Origin of the sequence: Variovorax paradoxus NBRC 15149, assembly GCF_001591365.1 — a bacterium.
Lineage (GTDB): Bacteria > Pseudomonadota > Gammaproteobacteria > Burkholderiales > Burkholderiaceae_C > Variovorax > Variovorax paradoxus.
Window position 1 is genome coordinate 309,366 of the sequence record NZ_BCUT01000005.1, and the last position, 14,486, is coordinate 323,851.

General features: G+C 63.7%; 14 protein-coding genes. 2 read left to right on the top strand and 12 right to left on the bottom strand.

Annotated features, from left to right (window positions below; genetic code table 11):
- Positions 1-34 precede the first annotated feature (34 nt).
- From VPA02S_RS21795 to VPA02S_RS21850, 12 genes are all read right to left on the bottom strand, one after another.
- Positions 35-757 (bottom strand): ABC transporter ATP-binding protein, encoded by a 723-nt coding sequence (locus VPA02S_RS21795; RefSeq protein ID WP_062365573.1) that lies wholly within the window; start codon positions 755-757, stop codon positions 35-37.
- Positions 738-1,502 (bottom strand): ABC transporter ATP-binding protein, encoded by a 765-nt coding sequence (locus tag VPA02S_RS21800; RefSeq protein WP_062365574.1) that lies wholly within the window; start codon positions 1,500-1,502, stop codon positions 738-740. Before VPA02S_RS21800 ends, VPA02S_RS21795 begins: the two co-directional genes overlap by 20 nt.
- A complete protein-coding gene (locus VPA02S_RS21805; protein WP_062365575.1) occupies positions 1,499-2,512 on the bottom strand; it encodes a branched-chain amino acid ABC transporter permease in 1,014 nt (337 codons plus the stop codon). The genes VPA02S_RS21800 and VPA02S_RS21805 overlap by 4 nt, the downstream gene beginning before the upstream one ends.
- Entirely contained in the window at positions 2,509-3,378 is an 870-nt protein-coding gene (locus VPA02S_RS21810; protein WP_062365576.1) for a branched-chain amino acid ABC transporter permease, read from the bottom strand. The genes VPA02S_RS21805 and VPA02S_RS21810 overlap by 4 nt, the downstream gene beginning before the upstream one ends.
- A 15-nt stretch (positions 3,379-3,393) precedes the next feature.
- A complete protein-coding gene (locus VPA02S_RS21815) occupies positions 3,394-4,572 on the bottom strand; it encodes an ABC transporter substrate-binding protein (protein WP_062365577.1) in 1,179 nt (392 codons plus the stop codon).
- Between the two features lie 80 nt (positions 4,573-4,652).
- Complete coding sequence (locus tag VPA02S_RS21820) at positions 4,653-5,294, bottom strand: isochorismatase family protein (RefSeq protein WP_062365578.1); 642 nt, start codon at positions 5,292-5,294, stop codon at positions 4,653-4,655.
- Positions 5,291-6,334: a 2,5-dihydroxypyridine 5,6-dioxygenase NicX family protein gene (locus VPA02S_RS21825; RefSeq protein WP_062365579.1), complete on the bottom strand. Its 1,044-nt coding sequence runs from the start codon at positions 6,332-6,334 to the stop codon at positions 5,291-5,293. The genes VPA02S_RS21820 and VPA02S_RS21825 overlap by 4 nt, the downstream gene beginning before the upstream one ends.
- Positions 6,335-6,358: 24 nt before the next feature.
- The gene (locus tag VPA02S_RS21830; protein ID WP_062365580.1) at positions 6,359-7,354 is read right to left on the bottom strand and encodes an amidohydrolase family protein; all 996 of its coding nucleotides are present in this window, start codon (positions 7,352-7,354) and stop codon (positions 6,359-6,361) included.
- A 17-nt stretch (positions 7,355-7,371) separates the two neighbouring features.
- The gene (locus VPA02S_RS21835) at positions 7,372-7,887 is read right to left on the bottom strand and encodes an aromatic-ring-hydroxylating dioxygenase subunit beta (protein ID WP_062365581.1); all 516 of its coding nucleotides are present in this window, start codon (positions 7,885-7,887) and stop codon (positions 7,372-7,374) included.
- Positions 7,884-9,194, bottom strand: coding sequence for an aromatic ring-hydroxylating oxygenase subunit alpha (locus VPA02S_RS21840; RefSeq protein ID WP_062365582.1), 1,311 nt, complete (start codon positions 9,192-9,194; stop codon positions 7,884-7,886). The genes VPA02S_RS21835 and VPA02S_RS21840 overlap by 4 nt, the downstream gene beginning before the upstream one ends.
- A 28-nt stretch (positions 9,195-9,222) precedes the next feature.
- Positions 9,223-10,476, bottom strand: a complete 1,254-nt coding sequence (locus VPA02S_RS21845) for an NAD(P)/FAD-dependent oxidoreductase (protein WP_062365583.1) — start codon at positions 10,474-10,476, stop codon at positions 9,223-9,225.
- Positions 10,473-10,790 (bottom strand): non-heme iron oxygenase ferredoxin subunit, encoded by a 318-nt coding sequence (locus VPA02S_RS21850; RefSeq protein WP_015867061.1) that lies wholly within the window; start codon positions 10,788-10,790, stop codon positions 10,473-10,475. The genes VPA02S_RS21845 and VPA02S_RS21850 overlap by 4 nt, the downstream gene beginning before the upstream one ends.
- A 466-nt stretch (positions 10,791-11,256) precedes the next feature.
- On the opposite strand from VPA02S_RS21850, the gene VPA02S_RS21855 reads away from it, so the two are divergent.
- The gene (locus tag VPA02S_RS21855; protein ID WP_062365584.1) at positions 11,257-13,638 is read left to right on the top strand and encodes a xanthine dehydrogenase family protein molybdopterin-binding subunit; all 2,382 of its coding nucleotides are present in this window, start codon (positions 11,257-11,259) and stop codon (positions 13,636-13,638) included.
- Positions 13,635-14,486, top strand: a complete 852-nt coding sequence (locus VPA02S_RS21860) for an FAD binding domain-containing protein (protein ID WP_062365585.1) — start codon at positions 13,635-13,637, stop codon at positions 14,484-14,486. The genes VPA02S_RS21855 and VPA02S_RS21860 overlap by 4 nt, the downstream gene beginning before the upstream one ends.

Below are 14,486 nucleotides of genomic sequence, written 5' to 3' on the forward strand. Positions count from 1 at the left end.
GCGGATCCACGTTGAACAAATGATGAATTCGTCTTCAGCACTTCTGGATGCCGATGGTGCGGTTCAGCAATGCCTCTTCGCCGCTCAGCACCGCGGCTGACCCGGAGTAGGCAGCGAGGCCGCGTTCCAGCACGATCACGTTGTTGGAAAATTCGAGAACGACATCCACGTGCTGCTCCACGATGATGCAGCCCACGCCGAGCTGATCACTCATTCGGACGATGGCGTCCATCAGCTCCTCGCGCACCATCGGCGCCAGGCCTTCCAGCGGTTCGTCGAGCAACAGGATGCGCGGCTGCCCGACGAGTGCCCGTGCCACGGACAGCATTTGCTGCTCGCCGCCCGACAGCTGCGTGCCTCCGTTGCGTCGCCGCTCCTTGAGCCGCGGAAACAGCGCATAGATCGGTGGCAGGGCAACGCTGGCCGAGCGTCCCTGCAAGCCCGACAGTAGGTTCTCCTCCACTGTCAGCGAGGGGAAGATGTCGCGGCTCTGCGGTACGTAGCCGAGGCCAGCGCGCGAGCGTGCGTAGGTGCTCGCGTTGCCGATGTCATCGCCGCCGAAATGAATGCGCCCCTTCATCAGGTCGGCCAGGCCCATGGCTGTCGCGAGCGTCGTGGTCTTGCCGGCGCCGTTGCGTCCGATCAGACCAAGGCGCTCGCCTTCGCGTACGCTGAAGCTGAGATGCTCGAGGACGGGCAGGCCGCCATAGCCTGCGGTGACGTCGTCGAACCGGAGTTCAATGGTGGGCTTGGGCATGACCGTCTCGTCCGAAGTAGATTTGCTTGACCTGCTCGTTGGCAGCGACTTCCTGCGGCGTCCCCTCGACCATCACCGCACCGGCGACCAGGACGATGATGTGCGACGCGAACCGGAACACCAGGTCCATGTCGTGCTCGATCAGCAGGACGGATAGATCCTTCGGCAAGCTCCCGATGGCTTCCATGATCCGGCCGCCTTCTCCCTGCGGTACGCCTGCGCCCGGTTCATCGAGGAGCAGCACCTGGGGCTTCATCGCGAGTGCCAGGGCGATCTCCGCAAGTCGCTGCTCGCCCAGTGCCAGTTGTCCCACCACCCGGTTCGCATAGGGGTGCAGTCCCAGCATGCCGAGTGTCTCGTCGACATCTTCCCGCACGCGTGCGGAACGCGCCGGCGAGGGCCACCACTGCATGGAAGCCCGGTGCCGCTGCAACACGGCGACCCTGACGTTGTCCGCCACGGTGAGTTCCTTGAAGAGGCGGCTGATCTGGAACGTGCGAACGATGCCGTTGCGCACGCGTGCGTACTGCGGCAGCTGGACGATCGAGCGGCCGTCCAGCTGGATGTCACCCGACTGCGGGCGCATCGCCCCGCTCAGCAGGTTGACCAAAGTCGTCTTGCCAGCGCCATTCGGACCGATCAATGCAGTGCGGGCTCCTAGGGGGAGGGACAGCGTGACGTTCTGCGTGACCGCCAGGCCGCCAAAGGAGTGACACAGGCCGTGGGTTTGGAGTCGGTGGGTCATCGAGCCACCCCACTGCGGCCAGGCCGCTTGGTGTACGCCACAGTGCGGTCCACAAGTCCGATCAAGCCTTCGGGCAGGACGATGAGTACGACGATCAGCATCGACCCAATGAAGAACAACCAGTGATAGGGGTTCAAGGTCGATGCGATGTGATGGATGGTCATGTACGCGACAGTGCCGAGCACGGCGCCCGACAGACGGCGCGTTCCACCCAGAACGATCATGACCACGACACCGGCCGATGTCGTGAAATCCAGCATGAAGAGGTTGGCGACTTTGCTGGTCTGTGCCGTCAATGCGCCAGCCAGCCCGGCCACGATGCCGCCGACCGTGTAGACGGCCAGCAAGTGCAAATAGACGCGCCCTCCGAGCGCCTGAACGCGTCCGGGATCCTGGCGGATCGCCCGGGCCGTGAGGCCGAACGGCGACTCCACAAGGTTCCTCAGCAGGAAGTACACAAGCACAAGTGCGCCCAGGGCATAGAAATAGCCCGTGTAACTCAGGAAGTTGAATTCCCAGATGCCCAGCAAGGGACCGATGTTGAAGCCGGCAAGTCCATCGTCGCCGCCCGTGAGCCACCTCGCCCAATTGGCCAGTTCAAGCAGCAGCTGGGCGACCGCGATGGTCAGCATGACCAGCGTCAGTTTGGTCGACCGCAGCATGACGGCGCCGCTCAGCAGCGCGATCACGCCGCCGCCCAGCCCGCCCAGCAGCAAGCCCACAATCGGATCTGCCGTCAGATACAGCGCCGTCCAGCCCGCGACGTAGGCGCCGCTGCCGTACAACGCGGCCTGGCCCAAGGTCGCAATGCCTGCCTGCCCCAGCACGAGACTCAGTGACAGCGCGAAGATGGACATGGTCGCCATGTTGGTGAGCAAACCGAGGTCCTGCGGGAACAGCACGAAGGCCAGAAGCCCCACCAGCATCAGCACGAGCTCCCCCCGCAGCTGCATCCACGGGCGGACGCGAGACGGTGCGGTCACCGTCATGGGCGCACTGACCGCGTTCATGCGTGTCTCCCGAACAACCCCTGCGGTCGAACCAGCAGGACGATGATCATCGTCAGGAAAAACGCAGCCGATGCGAGCTGCGGAACCATGTATTTCATCGAAGTCTCCACAATGCCGAGCAGCAACGCTGCAAAGAATGAGCCAAACAGATTTCCGTTGCCTCCCACGGCGACGACGGCCAGGAGGATCACCAGGTATTTGGAGGCGTAGGTCGGCTCCATGGGCAGCAGTTCCGCGCCAGCGATGCCTCCCAGAGCTGCGAGCGCTGCACCCATCACGAAAGTGGCGGCATAGATCTTCGTCGTGTCGATGCCGATGGCCCGTGCGATGGGCGCGTTGTCGACTGCAGCGCGTACCCGGATGCCAAAGGAAGATTTGTCCACCGCCAGCCAGAGAATGCAGACGACCACGAGCCCACACGCCATAACGATGAGCCGATGCCGAGGGATGGACCGAAAGCCCAGATCGACCGTGCCGTTGAACAGCTCCGGCAGCGCCACCGATGTCACAGTGGATCCGAACAGCAGATTCACCGCGGCTGTTGCCACGAACATCAGCCCGATCGTCATCAGCATCTGATCGAGGTCGTCACGTCGATAGAAGCGCCGAAGCAGGATGCGCTCGAACAGCAGCGCAACCAGTCCGACCAGAACGATGGCCAGCACGAAGCCCAGCCAGATCGGCACGCCCAGGCGCTGCGGGATCGTGGCTGCGAGGAAGCCACCGAGCATCGCGAAGGCGCCATGGGCCAGATTCACCACCCGCATCAGGCCCATCGTCATCGACAGGCCCACTGTGATCATGAACAGGATCATCGCGTACGCGACCCCGTCGATCAGAATGCTGCTAAGAAGCGCGAGAGACATGCTGCAGACTCTGCGTTACTTGGAAGCGTTCTGCGTGCGGCCGTAGTCGGGCTGCATCTCGAACGTCCGGAATTCCCGGTTGACGTAGCGTCCGGACGGGTCCTTTTCGACCACGCGCATGTAGACGTTCTGCACGAACTCGCGCGAAGCCGGGTCGATCTTCACGGGGCCTCGCGGACTTTCCCAGGAATGACCCTTGGCGCTGACAAGCGCCTTGGCGCCGTCCCGCTTCCCGTCGGTTGCCTTGACCATGTGATAGATCACATGCAGACCGTCATACGCGTTCGCAAGCTGGACGGTCGGAATGGCCTTGGGGGCAACCTCGCCGAGGGCCTTGATGACGGCGTTGTTCAGAGGAGAGTTGTGCGTCGCCGAATAGAACATGCCCGTCTCGATGCCGAGAAGATCCGGGCCGATCGCTCGCAGCTGGTCCTCATCGGTCTCGGCCGTGCCGAGAAAGCGCACGCCGGCGGCCCTCAACCCAGCCTCGTTGTATGCCTTGACCATCGCGTAGGTCGCAGGACCGCCTGGGGCGAAGACGTAGAGGGCGTCGGGCTTGAGCGCCTTCACGCGCTGCATCAGAGGACCAAAGTCGGTTGTCTTTAGCGGCGCGCGGATGGCCTCGAGCAGCTTGCCTCCGCCGCTGACGAATGCCGTGGTGAAGCCCTTCTCGGCGTCCAGGCCGGGACCGAAGTCGCTGACGAGCGTGACGGCATTCCTGACATTCTTCTCCAGCGCGTACTTGGCCACAGGGACCGCCATCTGCGGCAAGGTGTACGACGTGCGCAGCAGGAAGTCCGACTTGTCCAGAAGCGAGGACGTCGACGCGTTGAAGATCACGACCGGTACCTTGGCCTCCTGCGCGAGCGCAGCCACAGCCAGGGTGTCAGGAGTGAAATAGAGGCCGGCGATGTACTGGGCGCCTTCCTTGACAATCAGTTCCTGTGCCAGGGCCTTGGCTTGCGCGGGATTGATCTCCGGAAGGTCGCGATAGATGACCTCGATCGTGTGCCCGCCCGCGGTCGTGCCATTGAGCTTCTGGTATGCCTTGGTCGCACCCTCCCAGGTTTGCCCCACGGCCGAAAACGGTCCGGACATCGGCGCGATGACGCCAACCTTGATGACGTCGGCGCGGGCCTGAAAGGCGATCGTCGCGAGTGAGACCGCCAAGGCGGCAACGAATTTGATGGTCATTCTTTTCTCCAAATAGTGGGGCGTGCCTGGCGCGGTGAGCGCCAGGGGTTCGAACGAGGTGACGGACCTTCGAACGGATGTCAGACCGAGGCGCCGTTTTCTGCCCTGGTGGTCGCCTCAAGGGCGACATCACGGGCCATCAAGGTCGCGTACTTCTGATTCATGTCGAACAGGTTGGCCTCGTGGGCCTGCAGCGACCGGTCCCCCACGCAGTCGGTCACGACGAGGGGGCGGAACCCGTGGCACATGGCGTCGACCACACTGGCGCGGACACAGCCGCTGGTCGTGCACCCGGCAATCAGGAGGGTCCGTATGCCGCGCAGGGACAACCAGGCGGCCAGCGAAGTTCCGAAGAAGGCCGAGGGACTTGTCTTGCGCAGCACCAACTCCCCGGCCACCGGCTGCAGTTGCGGAACGATCTGGCTTTCAGGCGCATCCTCGCGCAGGGCAAGGATGGGGGGCACCTTGAGCGCGAAGATGTTGGCGTCGGCGCCATCGTCCTGATACACGACCCGCGTGTGCACGATCGGCCATTGGCGCTGGCGGGCTTGGGCGAGAAGCCCGCGCGTGCATTCGATGGCGGGGCCGATGTTGCCGCCGCCGAACGTGAGCGGATCGGCGAAACCATTGATGAAGTCGATGATCAACAGTCCGTAGGGCGCCATGGGCGCCACGGCATTGCCGAACCCTTGCTTCTGGTAGATGTCTTGATCGAAGCTCATTGGAAAGCCCCGTCGATCACCTTGCCGTCGCGAACCACGACGATGCCATCCAGCGCCACCGTGCAATTGCGCAGCGGAATGTCGAGGTGACAAGGCGTGGTGCGAGAGCCGCCGGCCTCGTTGTTCGGGCCCAGGGAGAACAGGAAGTTGCCTTCGAACGAGCGCGCATCCTGGCCGGTCGTCGCTTCGCGGTCCATCAGCGACAGCGTGTGCCAGTAGCACCGTGGCTGCATCCCCCAGCCGATGTGCGCGATGGCGTAGGCCTCGGGGTCCTTGTAGGCTTCCATGAATTCGCGCAGCAGGGCGGCATCGACGTCGCCTTCGATGCTGCGCACGAAACCGCCGCTCAGATTCATCGTGATCTTGTCCGAGACGTAGTTCTTCTGCGGCAGCAGGATGTCACCGCGATCGATCACGATGGTGCCGTCGCTGCCGCCTTCGTTGGCGAAAGTGAAGAGAAAGCCGCTCGGCCAGTGGTCCCAGCGACCGGGTTCCTCGCAGAAGCCGTACTCGGTGATGACCGGAAATTCGCCGAGCTGGAACGTCACGTCCGTGCCGGCCGGCGAGGTCACGTGCATCGTCTTGGCCTTCTTGAGCAGCTTCGACGCGTCCAGCACGCGCTTGCGATCGGCTTCGGTCGGCACCGCCCGCACCAGGACCTCCGGCGGCTCCACGGCCAGCAGGATCTTCGTTCCCGACTCCAGGATCTCCATCTGCTCGGGCGAGAACAGCAGCAGCATCAAGTCCAGGACGAGGTCGCTGTTCTTCATCGCCGCCAGCGCGACCGGGTTGTCGGTCAGGGGCGTTGCGCCCAGGTAGCTCATCAGGTCGCGGCTGGTGGCCTTTTCCGCGTTGATGGGTTGCAGTTCGATCCTCGTCACGATCGCGCCTGCGGCCTGCGCGGCGATCGTCGCTGTCTGGAGCGTCTGCGGGTGCGTGTGGGGGCCGCACAGAATGGAGACCGTCTGTCCGCGCTCCACTTTGCTGAGCTTCAGGACCTCGTCCCAGGCCTTGATCATCTGATAATCGCTGACTGCCATTTTTTCGTCCTTTGGAGTGAAGTGTCAGAACTGCAGCAGCGCCAGGTCTTCCGGGCTGCCTAGCTTGAAGAGCCGGCGCGCATTGCCATGGCACACCTGTGCCCGCGTCTTGTCGTCGAGAGGTGCGTCTTCGATGAAGGTGCAGGCCTCGGCCGTGGACTCGTAGGGGTAGTCCACCGAAAAGAGCACGGCCTGTGCCCCGAGCTCGCCAATGGCGCCCAGGAGGGCCGGTGCAGAGCACACGCCGGACGTGGTGATCACGATGTTGCTGCCGATGTACTCGCTGGGTTTGCGCGCCAACTTGATGCCGGATGGATACGCGGCGAAGCGGCTGTCCATGCGCCAGCGCTGGTACGGAAGGGCCTCCCCCATGTGGCCCAACACCAGGGTCAGGCGCGGGAATCTGTCGAACACCCCGCCGAACAGCAGGCGCAACGCATGGCCCGCCGTTTCGACGCCCCATCCCCATGCAGCGCCCTGGAGCACCGGCATGCCTTCGAGCAGGGCCGGCGCTTGGCTGAACGCGTTGGGATGCAGATAGATGGGAACGCCGAGCGCCTGCGCGCGCTCCCAGAACACATCGAACGCGCCACCTTCGTAGTAGCGACCCAGGGTATGGCCGTTGATCATCGCGCCTTTGAAGCCGTGTTCGACGACGGTGCGCTCCAGCTCCTTGGCTGCGGCGCTCGGGTCCTGCATGGCCACGTGGGCGAAGGCGCCGAAGCGTTGCGGATGGCGCGACACGCGCTCGACAAGGAACTCATTGTTCTCACGTGCTCGGCGCACGGCGGTGTCGCGATCCGCCTCAGCCTGTACACCGGGCATCGTTTGCGACAGCACGACGTACTCGATGTTCCCTGCGTCCATTTCCGCAAGGCGCTGGTCGTCGAAGTCGGCCAGCCTGGCGTCGAGCTTGGCGACGAATTCGGCGGGAAGCGCTCGCGTGTATGGGGCTGAGTAGGCATTGAAGCCGGGAGCGGAGAAGTGCTCCTCCAGCGCGATTTTTGGGGTTTGATTCATGGTCTTCCTAGGTGGCCTCAGACGGGGTACGCCAAGGCGGTGTCGAGAATTTCCGTGTCGTGGATCACTTCACGGCTGGCAAGCAGCAGCCGTTCGCCTTCGCGCACGAAGCGGTCGTGATAGACCCCGGCCAGGTGCACCGTGGATGGGCCCTCCACCAGGGTCTGCATGAGGATGAAGGGCGTCTGGGAACTGATCGTGTTTCCCGTCTCTTGCAGCACGCGCGCAATCCCCAGCACATGCAGCATGTGCCGCGGCGCGAACATCTGCGAGTGCGCGACGGCGAGGGCGCGGTCGATGATCATGTCCAGGCCTTCGCAGTAGATGAGTCCCACGGGCATGTTCAAGAGCGCGTTCTGGCGCGAGGTCACGCGGTACGTCGCTTCCTGGCTGAAGAAGTCCGGCCAGCGTTCGACGTCGTTCGCATCCAGGACCGCGCAGTACTCGACGTGAAACGACTCGATCTCGGCGCGCAGCTCGGCTGCGCGTCGCGGCGAGAGGGTGGTCCTGGCGTAGGCGAGGCGATCCTTCATGCTGCTTTCTCCGCGACACGGATGTCCATCACGTCCCGGTAGTACTGGTAGAGGGAGCGGATACAGGACTCGGAGATGAGATTGCGTGCCGTGCCCTGGTGGCCTGCATCGAGCTTGACGACGTTGTTGTCCGTGGAAGAGTTGCGCAGGCCTTCCTGCACGAACTTCAATGCCTCGTTGTCCTCGAGGCCCAGGAAGCCGGCCGGGCCCATCAGGTTGCCCTGACGCAGGCGGTGCCGTGTCATCTCCGGCGTGTCGTCCTCGTACCCAAACATCGTCCACTGCATCACCATGCTGTTCGGACCGTTCGGGATGATCTGGCGCACACCCATCGTGTTCATCTGGCGCTGAACGATGAGGTTCGGCCACATGGTCATCATGTTGGCGGACCAGGGCGACTTGAACTCCCGTACATAGTCCAGGAACCGTTCGTCGCGCAACCGGAGGTTGTCGCTGAAGGATCGCATCTGCGCCTTGTCGTCGTCGGCGACAGTGGCATAGATCTCGTCTGGCTTGGCCGACGCCATGAAGCCATGGCGACCATGCGCCTTGTCTGCAAACACGATCGACTTGATGCCAGGCACGAGAAGGCCAAACACCACGAGAAACGAATGCAGTAGCGTTGCGTGGTACGGATCCTTGAGGTTCTCGTGGTACATCTTCCAGTTGCAGGGAAGCTCGTTGCGGCAATAGCCCAGGATCTTGAGTTTCTTGCCCGAGAAGGGAACGTCGAACTCCTCGACGATCTCCTGGGTCATGTACTCTTCCAGAGGAGGGGTCTTGTCGGAGTAGGTGGCGAACACCACGCCGTTGCGTGTGGCCACACGCAACTGGCGGGTGCCGTGGTCGGCGTTCTTGAAGTCCGCTGGCATGCCGCCCACCTTGTTGATGCCGCGCTTGAACGGAACGCCCTGCAGGTTTCCCTTGAGGTCGTACGACCACTGGTGGTAGGGGCAGACGAACTCCTTCGTATTGCCCTGGCTGGCGCGGCAGAACTCCGCGCCGCGATGGGCGCAGCGGTTCTCAAAGACGGAGATCGTGTGGTCCTCCGCGCGCACGATCACGACGGCCGTGGCGCCGACATAGCCGCGCTTGTAGTCGCCCGGGTTGGGGATCTCCGCTTCCAGGGCGACAAAATTCCAGGTGTCGCCGCGAAAGATGCGCTCGATCTCCTGGTCATAGATCGCCTGGCTGGTGTAGACCCAGTCCGGGATGTTGTTCATGGCGTCCGCTGGCCAGACGCAATGTTCCAAGGGCGGGTTCTTTCGGGCATTCGTGATGCCGATGACCGCCTGCGATTGATACATGAAAGCTCCTTAGCTTTGAGAGAGGTGGTTAAGCGGTGGTCGCGACGTCGGCCTGCATCTGCTTGGCCCATGTGCGCAGATTGGTGGCGTCCAGTTGAAAGTCCTCCAGCTGCACGGGCCGCCCACGTTCGAAGAGAGGGCGAACGGCTCGCAGGTCGGCGCCCGCATTGATGGCGACGCCGTGCAAGGGGACAGAACCCCGATGGCCGATCCACAGCACCTTGTCGTCGGCCGGGTCGCCGCGGCGCACATATTCGAGATCGTTGGCCGGCAGGCCCAGCATCTGGATGTTGTGTTTCCCCTGGTCGGTCCAGAACCACGGCACCGCGGGTGCAGGAAGAGGCAGGCCCAGCATGGCGGCAGCGGCAGTGCGCCCCTGCTCGTTCGCGTTCTGCCAGGATTCGAGGCGCGTTGGTGCCGCCTGGCCGGGGCGGCGCTGGCTGGTGCAGTCGCCACATGCAAACACGTGTGCGTCGCTGGTGCGGCAGGACGTGTCGACCAGAATGCCGCCGCCTGCCGCGATCTGCAGCCCCGCATCGCGCGCCAGCGCGTCGTTGGGCAACAGGCCGATGGCGACGACCACCTCATCCACTTCCAGATCGCCGGTGCTGGTGCTCAGGCGCGACCGACCGGCCGGCAGTGAATGGACGCCGCTGCAGGAAGCACCGAGCAGGAGCGTTGCGCCCGCTGCACGCGTTCGCGATTCCAGCCATGCCGACGCCTGCGGCGGCACAAAGCGATCGAGCAGGGCTGTGGCGCGTTCGAGCACTGTCACCGAAGCGCCTGCGGACAGTGCCGAGTGGGCGATTTCGAGGCCGAGGAAACCCCCGCCAAGAATTGCGACTTGCGGCGTTCCTTGAAGGGCTGCGCGTAGCCTGCGCGCGTCATCCAGAGTCCGGATGTAGTGCACACCCGGCCGACCGGCGGGGACGGATGCGAGCGTGACGGCCTCGCCGCCGGTGGCGAGCAGGCAGATCTCGTACTCGAGCACCTGCCCGTCCGCAAGGCGGACGTGCTGCTGCGCAAGATCCAGTGCAACCGCATCGCTGCCGCTGAGCAGGTCAATCTTGCTGCGCGCCCAGGATTCGTCCGTGAGGACGTCGAGCCGGGGGGCGTTGGCAGCGACCAGGACGGCCTTGGACAAAGGCGGGCGCTCGTACGGTCTGTGGCGCTCGCGCCCCAGCATCGTGATGCGCCCGCTGTAGCCATGCTCGCGCAGGGCGTGTGCCGCGACAGCCGCCGACTGGCCCGCACCGACGATGACGATACCGCGTGAGGTCATTTGCCGGCAGGCGACAACACGTAGATGTGATCGCCTTCCCGCTTCACGGCATGGGTGCGCAGGTCCACGGTGACCGGCGCACACATCGCTTTGCCCGTACGAATGTCGAAGCGGCCCTGATGCAGGGGGCATTCGACACAACCGTCTTCCACGTAACCCTCCGACAGCAGAGCGGTGGCATGGGTGCACATGCTGTCTGTGGCGAAAAACTCGTCGTCGATCCGGTACAGCGCAACCCCGTAGCCAGCGACGTCGACCGTCTTCGCTTCATCGTTGCTCAGCTCTTGCGCCGAGGCGACCTTGATCCAATCCATGGCTCCATCCAGTCGTTGAAAGATCCGAAATAAATACTCAGTGAACTGTCATATTAGTTGGATCGGTCTGTCTTTTCAAGTGCGGGTTTGTACTTGTTGGCACTGCACCAGAGTGGATGGAAATGCACCCAAAAACCGGACGGAAACGGTGCGTTTACGCTCTTGATTCGCACCGAATCAGTGAGTTTGTCGTGTCAGGGTTTTCATCAAGAAACGCTACCTTCACACACGCGCACCGCACGTCTATACTTTTGCATGTGTACTGTCATAAAATGGAAGCGGGGCATGAATGGCCTGCTGACACCGCGATGCAAATGGTGGGAAGCGGCCGGTGAACATCTCTTGATGGGTGCCGATCGTGTGGGCAAGCACGCGCCGATGTGGCCTGGGAGGTGCCTGGTCAGGATCGCCGTGCCGCACATCCTGTGCGGCGCCTGGAGAAAATCAGTCAAGCAAAAGGAAACGCATGAACCAAGCAGACATTCCGGCGAGAGTGCTCAAGCGCGAGGGCATCGGAGCCCGGGTGCCTCGCAAGGAGGATGCGCGCCACATGGTGGGCAAAGGCAACTTCGTGGGCGACTTCGTGCTGCCGGGTCTGCAGGAGGTCGCGTTCCTGCGCAGCCCTCTGGCGCACGCCACCATCACGGGTGTCGAGATTCCGGAAGCGCTTGCGGGGAAGGTGTTCCTGCGCGAGATGATGCTGGATGCAGCGGACATCGGTTCCCCTTCTTCGCTACCCACATACCAGTACTCGGCCTTGCCGCCGTTGGCTTCGGGCAAGGTCCGGCACGTGGGAGAGGCGGTCGCCATGGCTGTTGCGCCAACGCGTGCAGTGGCGGAAGACCTGCTCGAAGAGGTGCAGGTCTCCTATGACGAGCTGCCCGTCTACCACGGCGCCGAGTCTTCTCTTGCGGCGACGGGAGACTTCCTTCATCCTGGGTGGAAAGACAATGTCTTTCTCACGCTGCGGGCCAATCGCGACTTCGATGAACTTGCCGCGAAGGCGGAAGTGAAGGTCAGCCGCACCGTCGAGCTGTCGCGTCAGTGCATCGTGCCGCTGGAGGGCAAATCGGTACTGGCCTACTGGGACTTCCAGGCCGATCAACTCGTGGTCGTCAGTGCGACACAGGTCCCGCACCTGCTGCGCGTCGGTATCGCCCAGCACCTCTCGATGAATGAGGAGGCGGTGCGCGTGGTGTCCCCCGACGTGGGAGGCGCCTTTGGCTACAAGGGACAGCTGTACCCCGAAGACCTGTGCATCGCCTGGCTGGCCAAAACATACCGAACGCCGTTCCGCTATCTGGAGGATCGGCGTGAGCATCTGATCGTCGGCGCCAACACGCGGCAGCATCATTACCAGCTCACTGCCTACGCGGACCGCACGGGAAAGCTCCTCGCTTTGGACGCCGTCATCACCATCGACGGCGGCGCCTATTCCTACTATCCCTTCTTCGTCGGTCTGGAGCCTGGGCAGGCGATCGGCAACCTGCCGGGCCCCTATACCTTCCGTGGCTATCGCTGCGAGACCCTGTGTGTCGCGACCAACAAGCCGGGCTTCATGGCTTACCGCGGCGTGGCGCGCACCGGCGTCTGTTTTGCGATCGAACTCCTCATGGACGCCGTGGCGCGTGAAGTAGGCCGAGAACCATGGGAGGTCCGCATGGACAACCTCGTCCCGGCCGCCGCCATGCCTTATGTCAACGTAGCCAACAAGCACTTCGACAGCGGCGACTTTCCCGCGAGCCTGCGTCGCGCCGTGGAGATGATCGGACTCGCTACAGTCCGTGAGCGGCAAGCCCGGGGAGAGCCGGACGGACGTCGGATCGGGTTCGGGACGGCAACCTACACGGAGCAGTCTGCCCACGGCACGACCGTTTTCGCCAACTGGGGGTTGCCGGTGGTGCCTGGCTTCGATCAGGCGGTCGTCAGGATGACCGCGGATGGCGGGCTGGAAGTGCGCGTCGGCGTGCACTCGCATGGCCAGGGCATGGAGACCAGCTTCGCGCAGATCGCGAATGACGTACTTGGCATTCCTGTTGCCCGGATCCGGGTCGTGCATGGCGACACCGCGCTCACGCCCTTCTCCTCGGGGACCTACGCCTCTCGGGCCACCGTCATGTCAGGAGGCGCCATCTCGACGGCGTGCAAGGAACTGTTGCCTCGCATCCAGTCGATCGCCGGCTATCTCATGGGCGTGGACCCGCAGGCCGTCGCATTGGTCGAGGGGTTCGCCGTCGCCGGGGAAAAGTCGATTCCGCTGTCCCAAGTGGGCGGCGCGTGGTATCTCACGCCACAGGATCTGCCCGAGAACGTGCATCTCGGTGGACTGGAGGTTTCGCGTGCATACAAGCCCAGGGTCGACACGGGTACCTTTACCTATGCCACCCATGCCGTGGTGGTCGCCGTCGACACGCAGACAGGCGAGGTCGAGATCCTCGACTACGTCGTTGTCGAGGATTGCGGCACCATGGTCAACCCGATGATCGTGGAGGGTCAGACCATAGGGGGCATCGCGCAGGGCATCGGCACCGCGATGTATGAAGAAAGCCCATACGACGACCAAGGCCAGCCCCTGGCTTCCACGCTGGCCGACTACATCTTGCCTGGCGCCACGGAGGTGCCGCGCATCCGTATCGAGCACTTCGAGACGCCTTCGCCTCATACCGAGTTCGGCGCCAAGGGCGTGGGGGAGGGGGGCGCGATCGCGCCGCCGGCGGTGATCTTCAATGCCGTGAACGACGCGTTGCGAGGCACGGGTGCTGCGGAGGTGCTGATGACGCCCCTGACGCCGCGTCGCTTGCTCAAGGCCCTCGAAAGCGCGAAGCCGGAACAGGGGCTCGTCAAATGAAGGCGGCGAAATTTGCGTACACGCGGGTCTTCGACGTGGATGAGGCGATCGAGGTGCTGGCCAAGGGCGGCGGCACGGCCAAGGCGATGAGCGGAAGCCAGTCCCTCGGTCCCATGCTCAACTTGAGACTGGCGCGACCGGCGCAAGTGGTCGACGTCGCTCATATCGCAGTGCTGCGCGCCGTCAGTCGCAAGGGCGAGTGGGTCGAGATCGGCGCTGCCGTCACGCATGCCGAGATCGAGGATGGTGTGTACCCGCCGCTGGCGGCGCATCCCATGCGTCAGGTCGCGGGAGGCATCGCCTACCGGGCGATCCGAAGCCGCGGCACTGTCGGAGGCAGCCTGGCGCATGCAGATCCAGCTGCAGACTGGGTGGTGACGCTCGCTGCGCTTGGTGCCCGCATCGTGCTCAGGTCGCCGCGTGGCGAACGCACGATCGAGGCGGACGGCCTCATGCTCGGCGCCTATACGACGGTGCTCGAGGCTGACGAGCTGATCGTGGCCATCCACGTGCCATCCGAGACGCCGACGACGCGCTGGGGGTATCACAAGGTCTGCCGCAAGCCTGGCGAATTTGCCGAAGCCAGTGCAGCGGTTTATTTCGATGTCTCGCGCAAGTGTGCACGCGTGGTTCTGGGGGCCGCAGACGGGCCACCGATCCTGTTGAACGAATTCGCGGCGGAAGTTGCCAGCAAGGGTGCGCAGGCCGCAGGGCGTGACAAGGTGAGCGCGGCCGTCGGCCCTGCGCTTCCTGATCGCGACGGCATCGACCGGAAGCTCTTCACGGCCTGCGTCGAGCGCGCACTCGAGCAGTCGGGTGTGTTTTCCAACCACAAGCTAGCGGAGTAA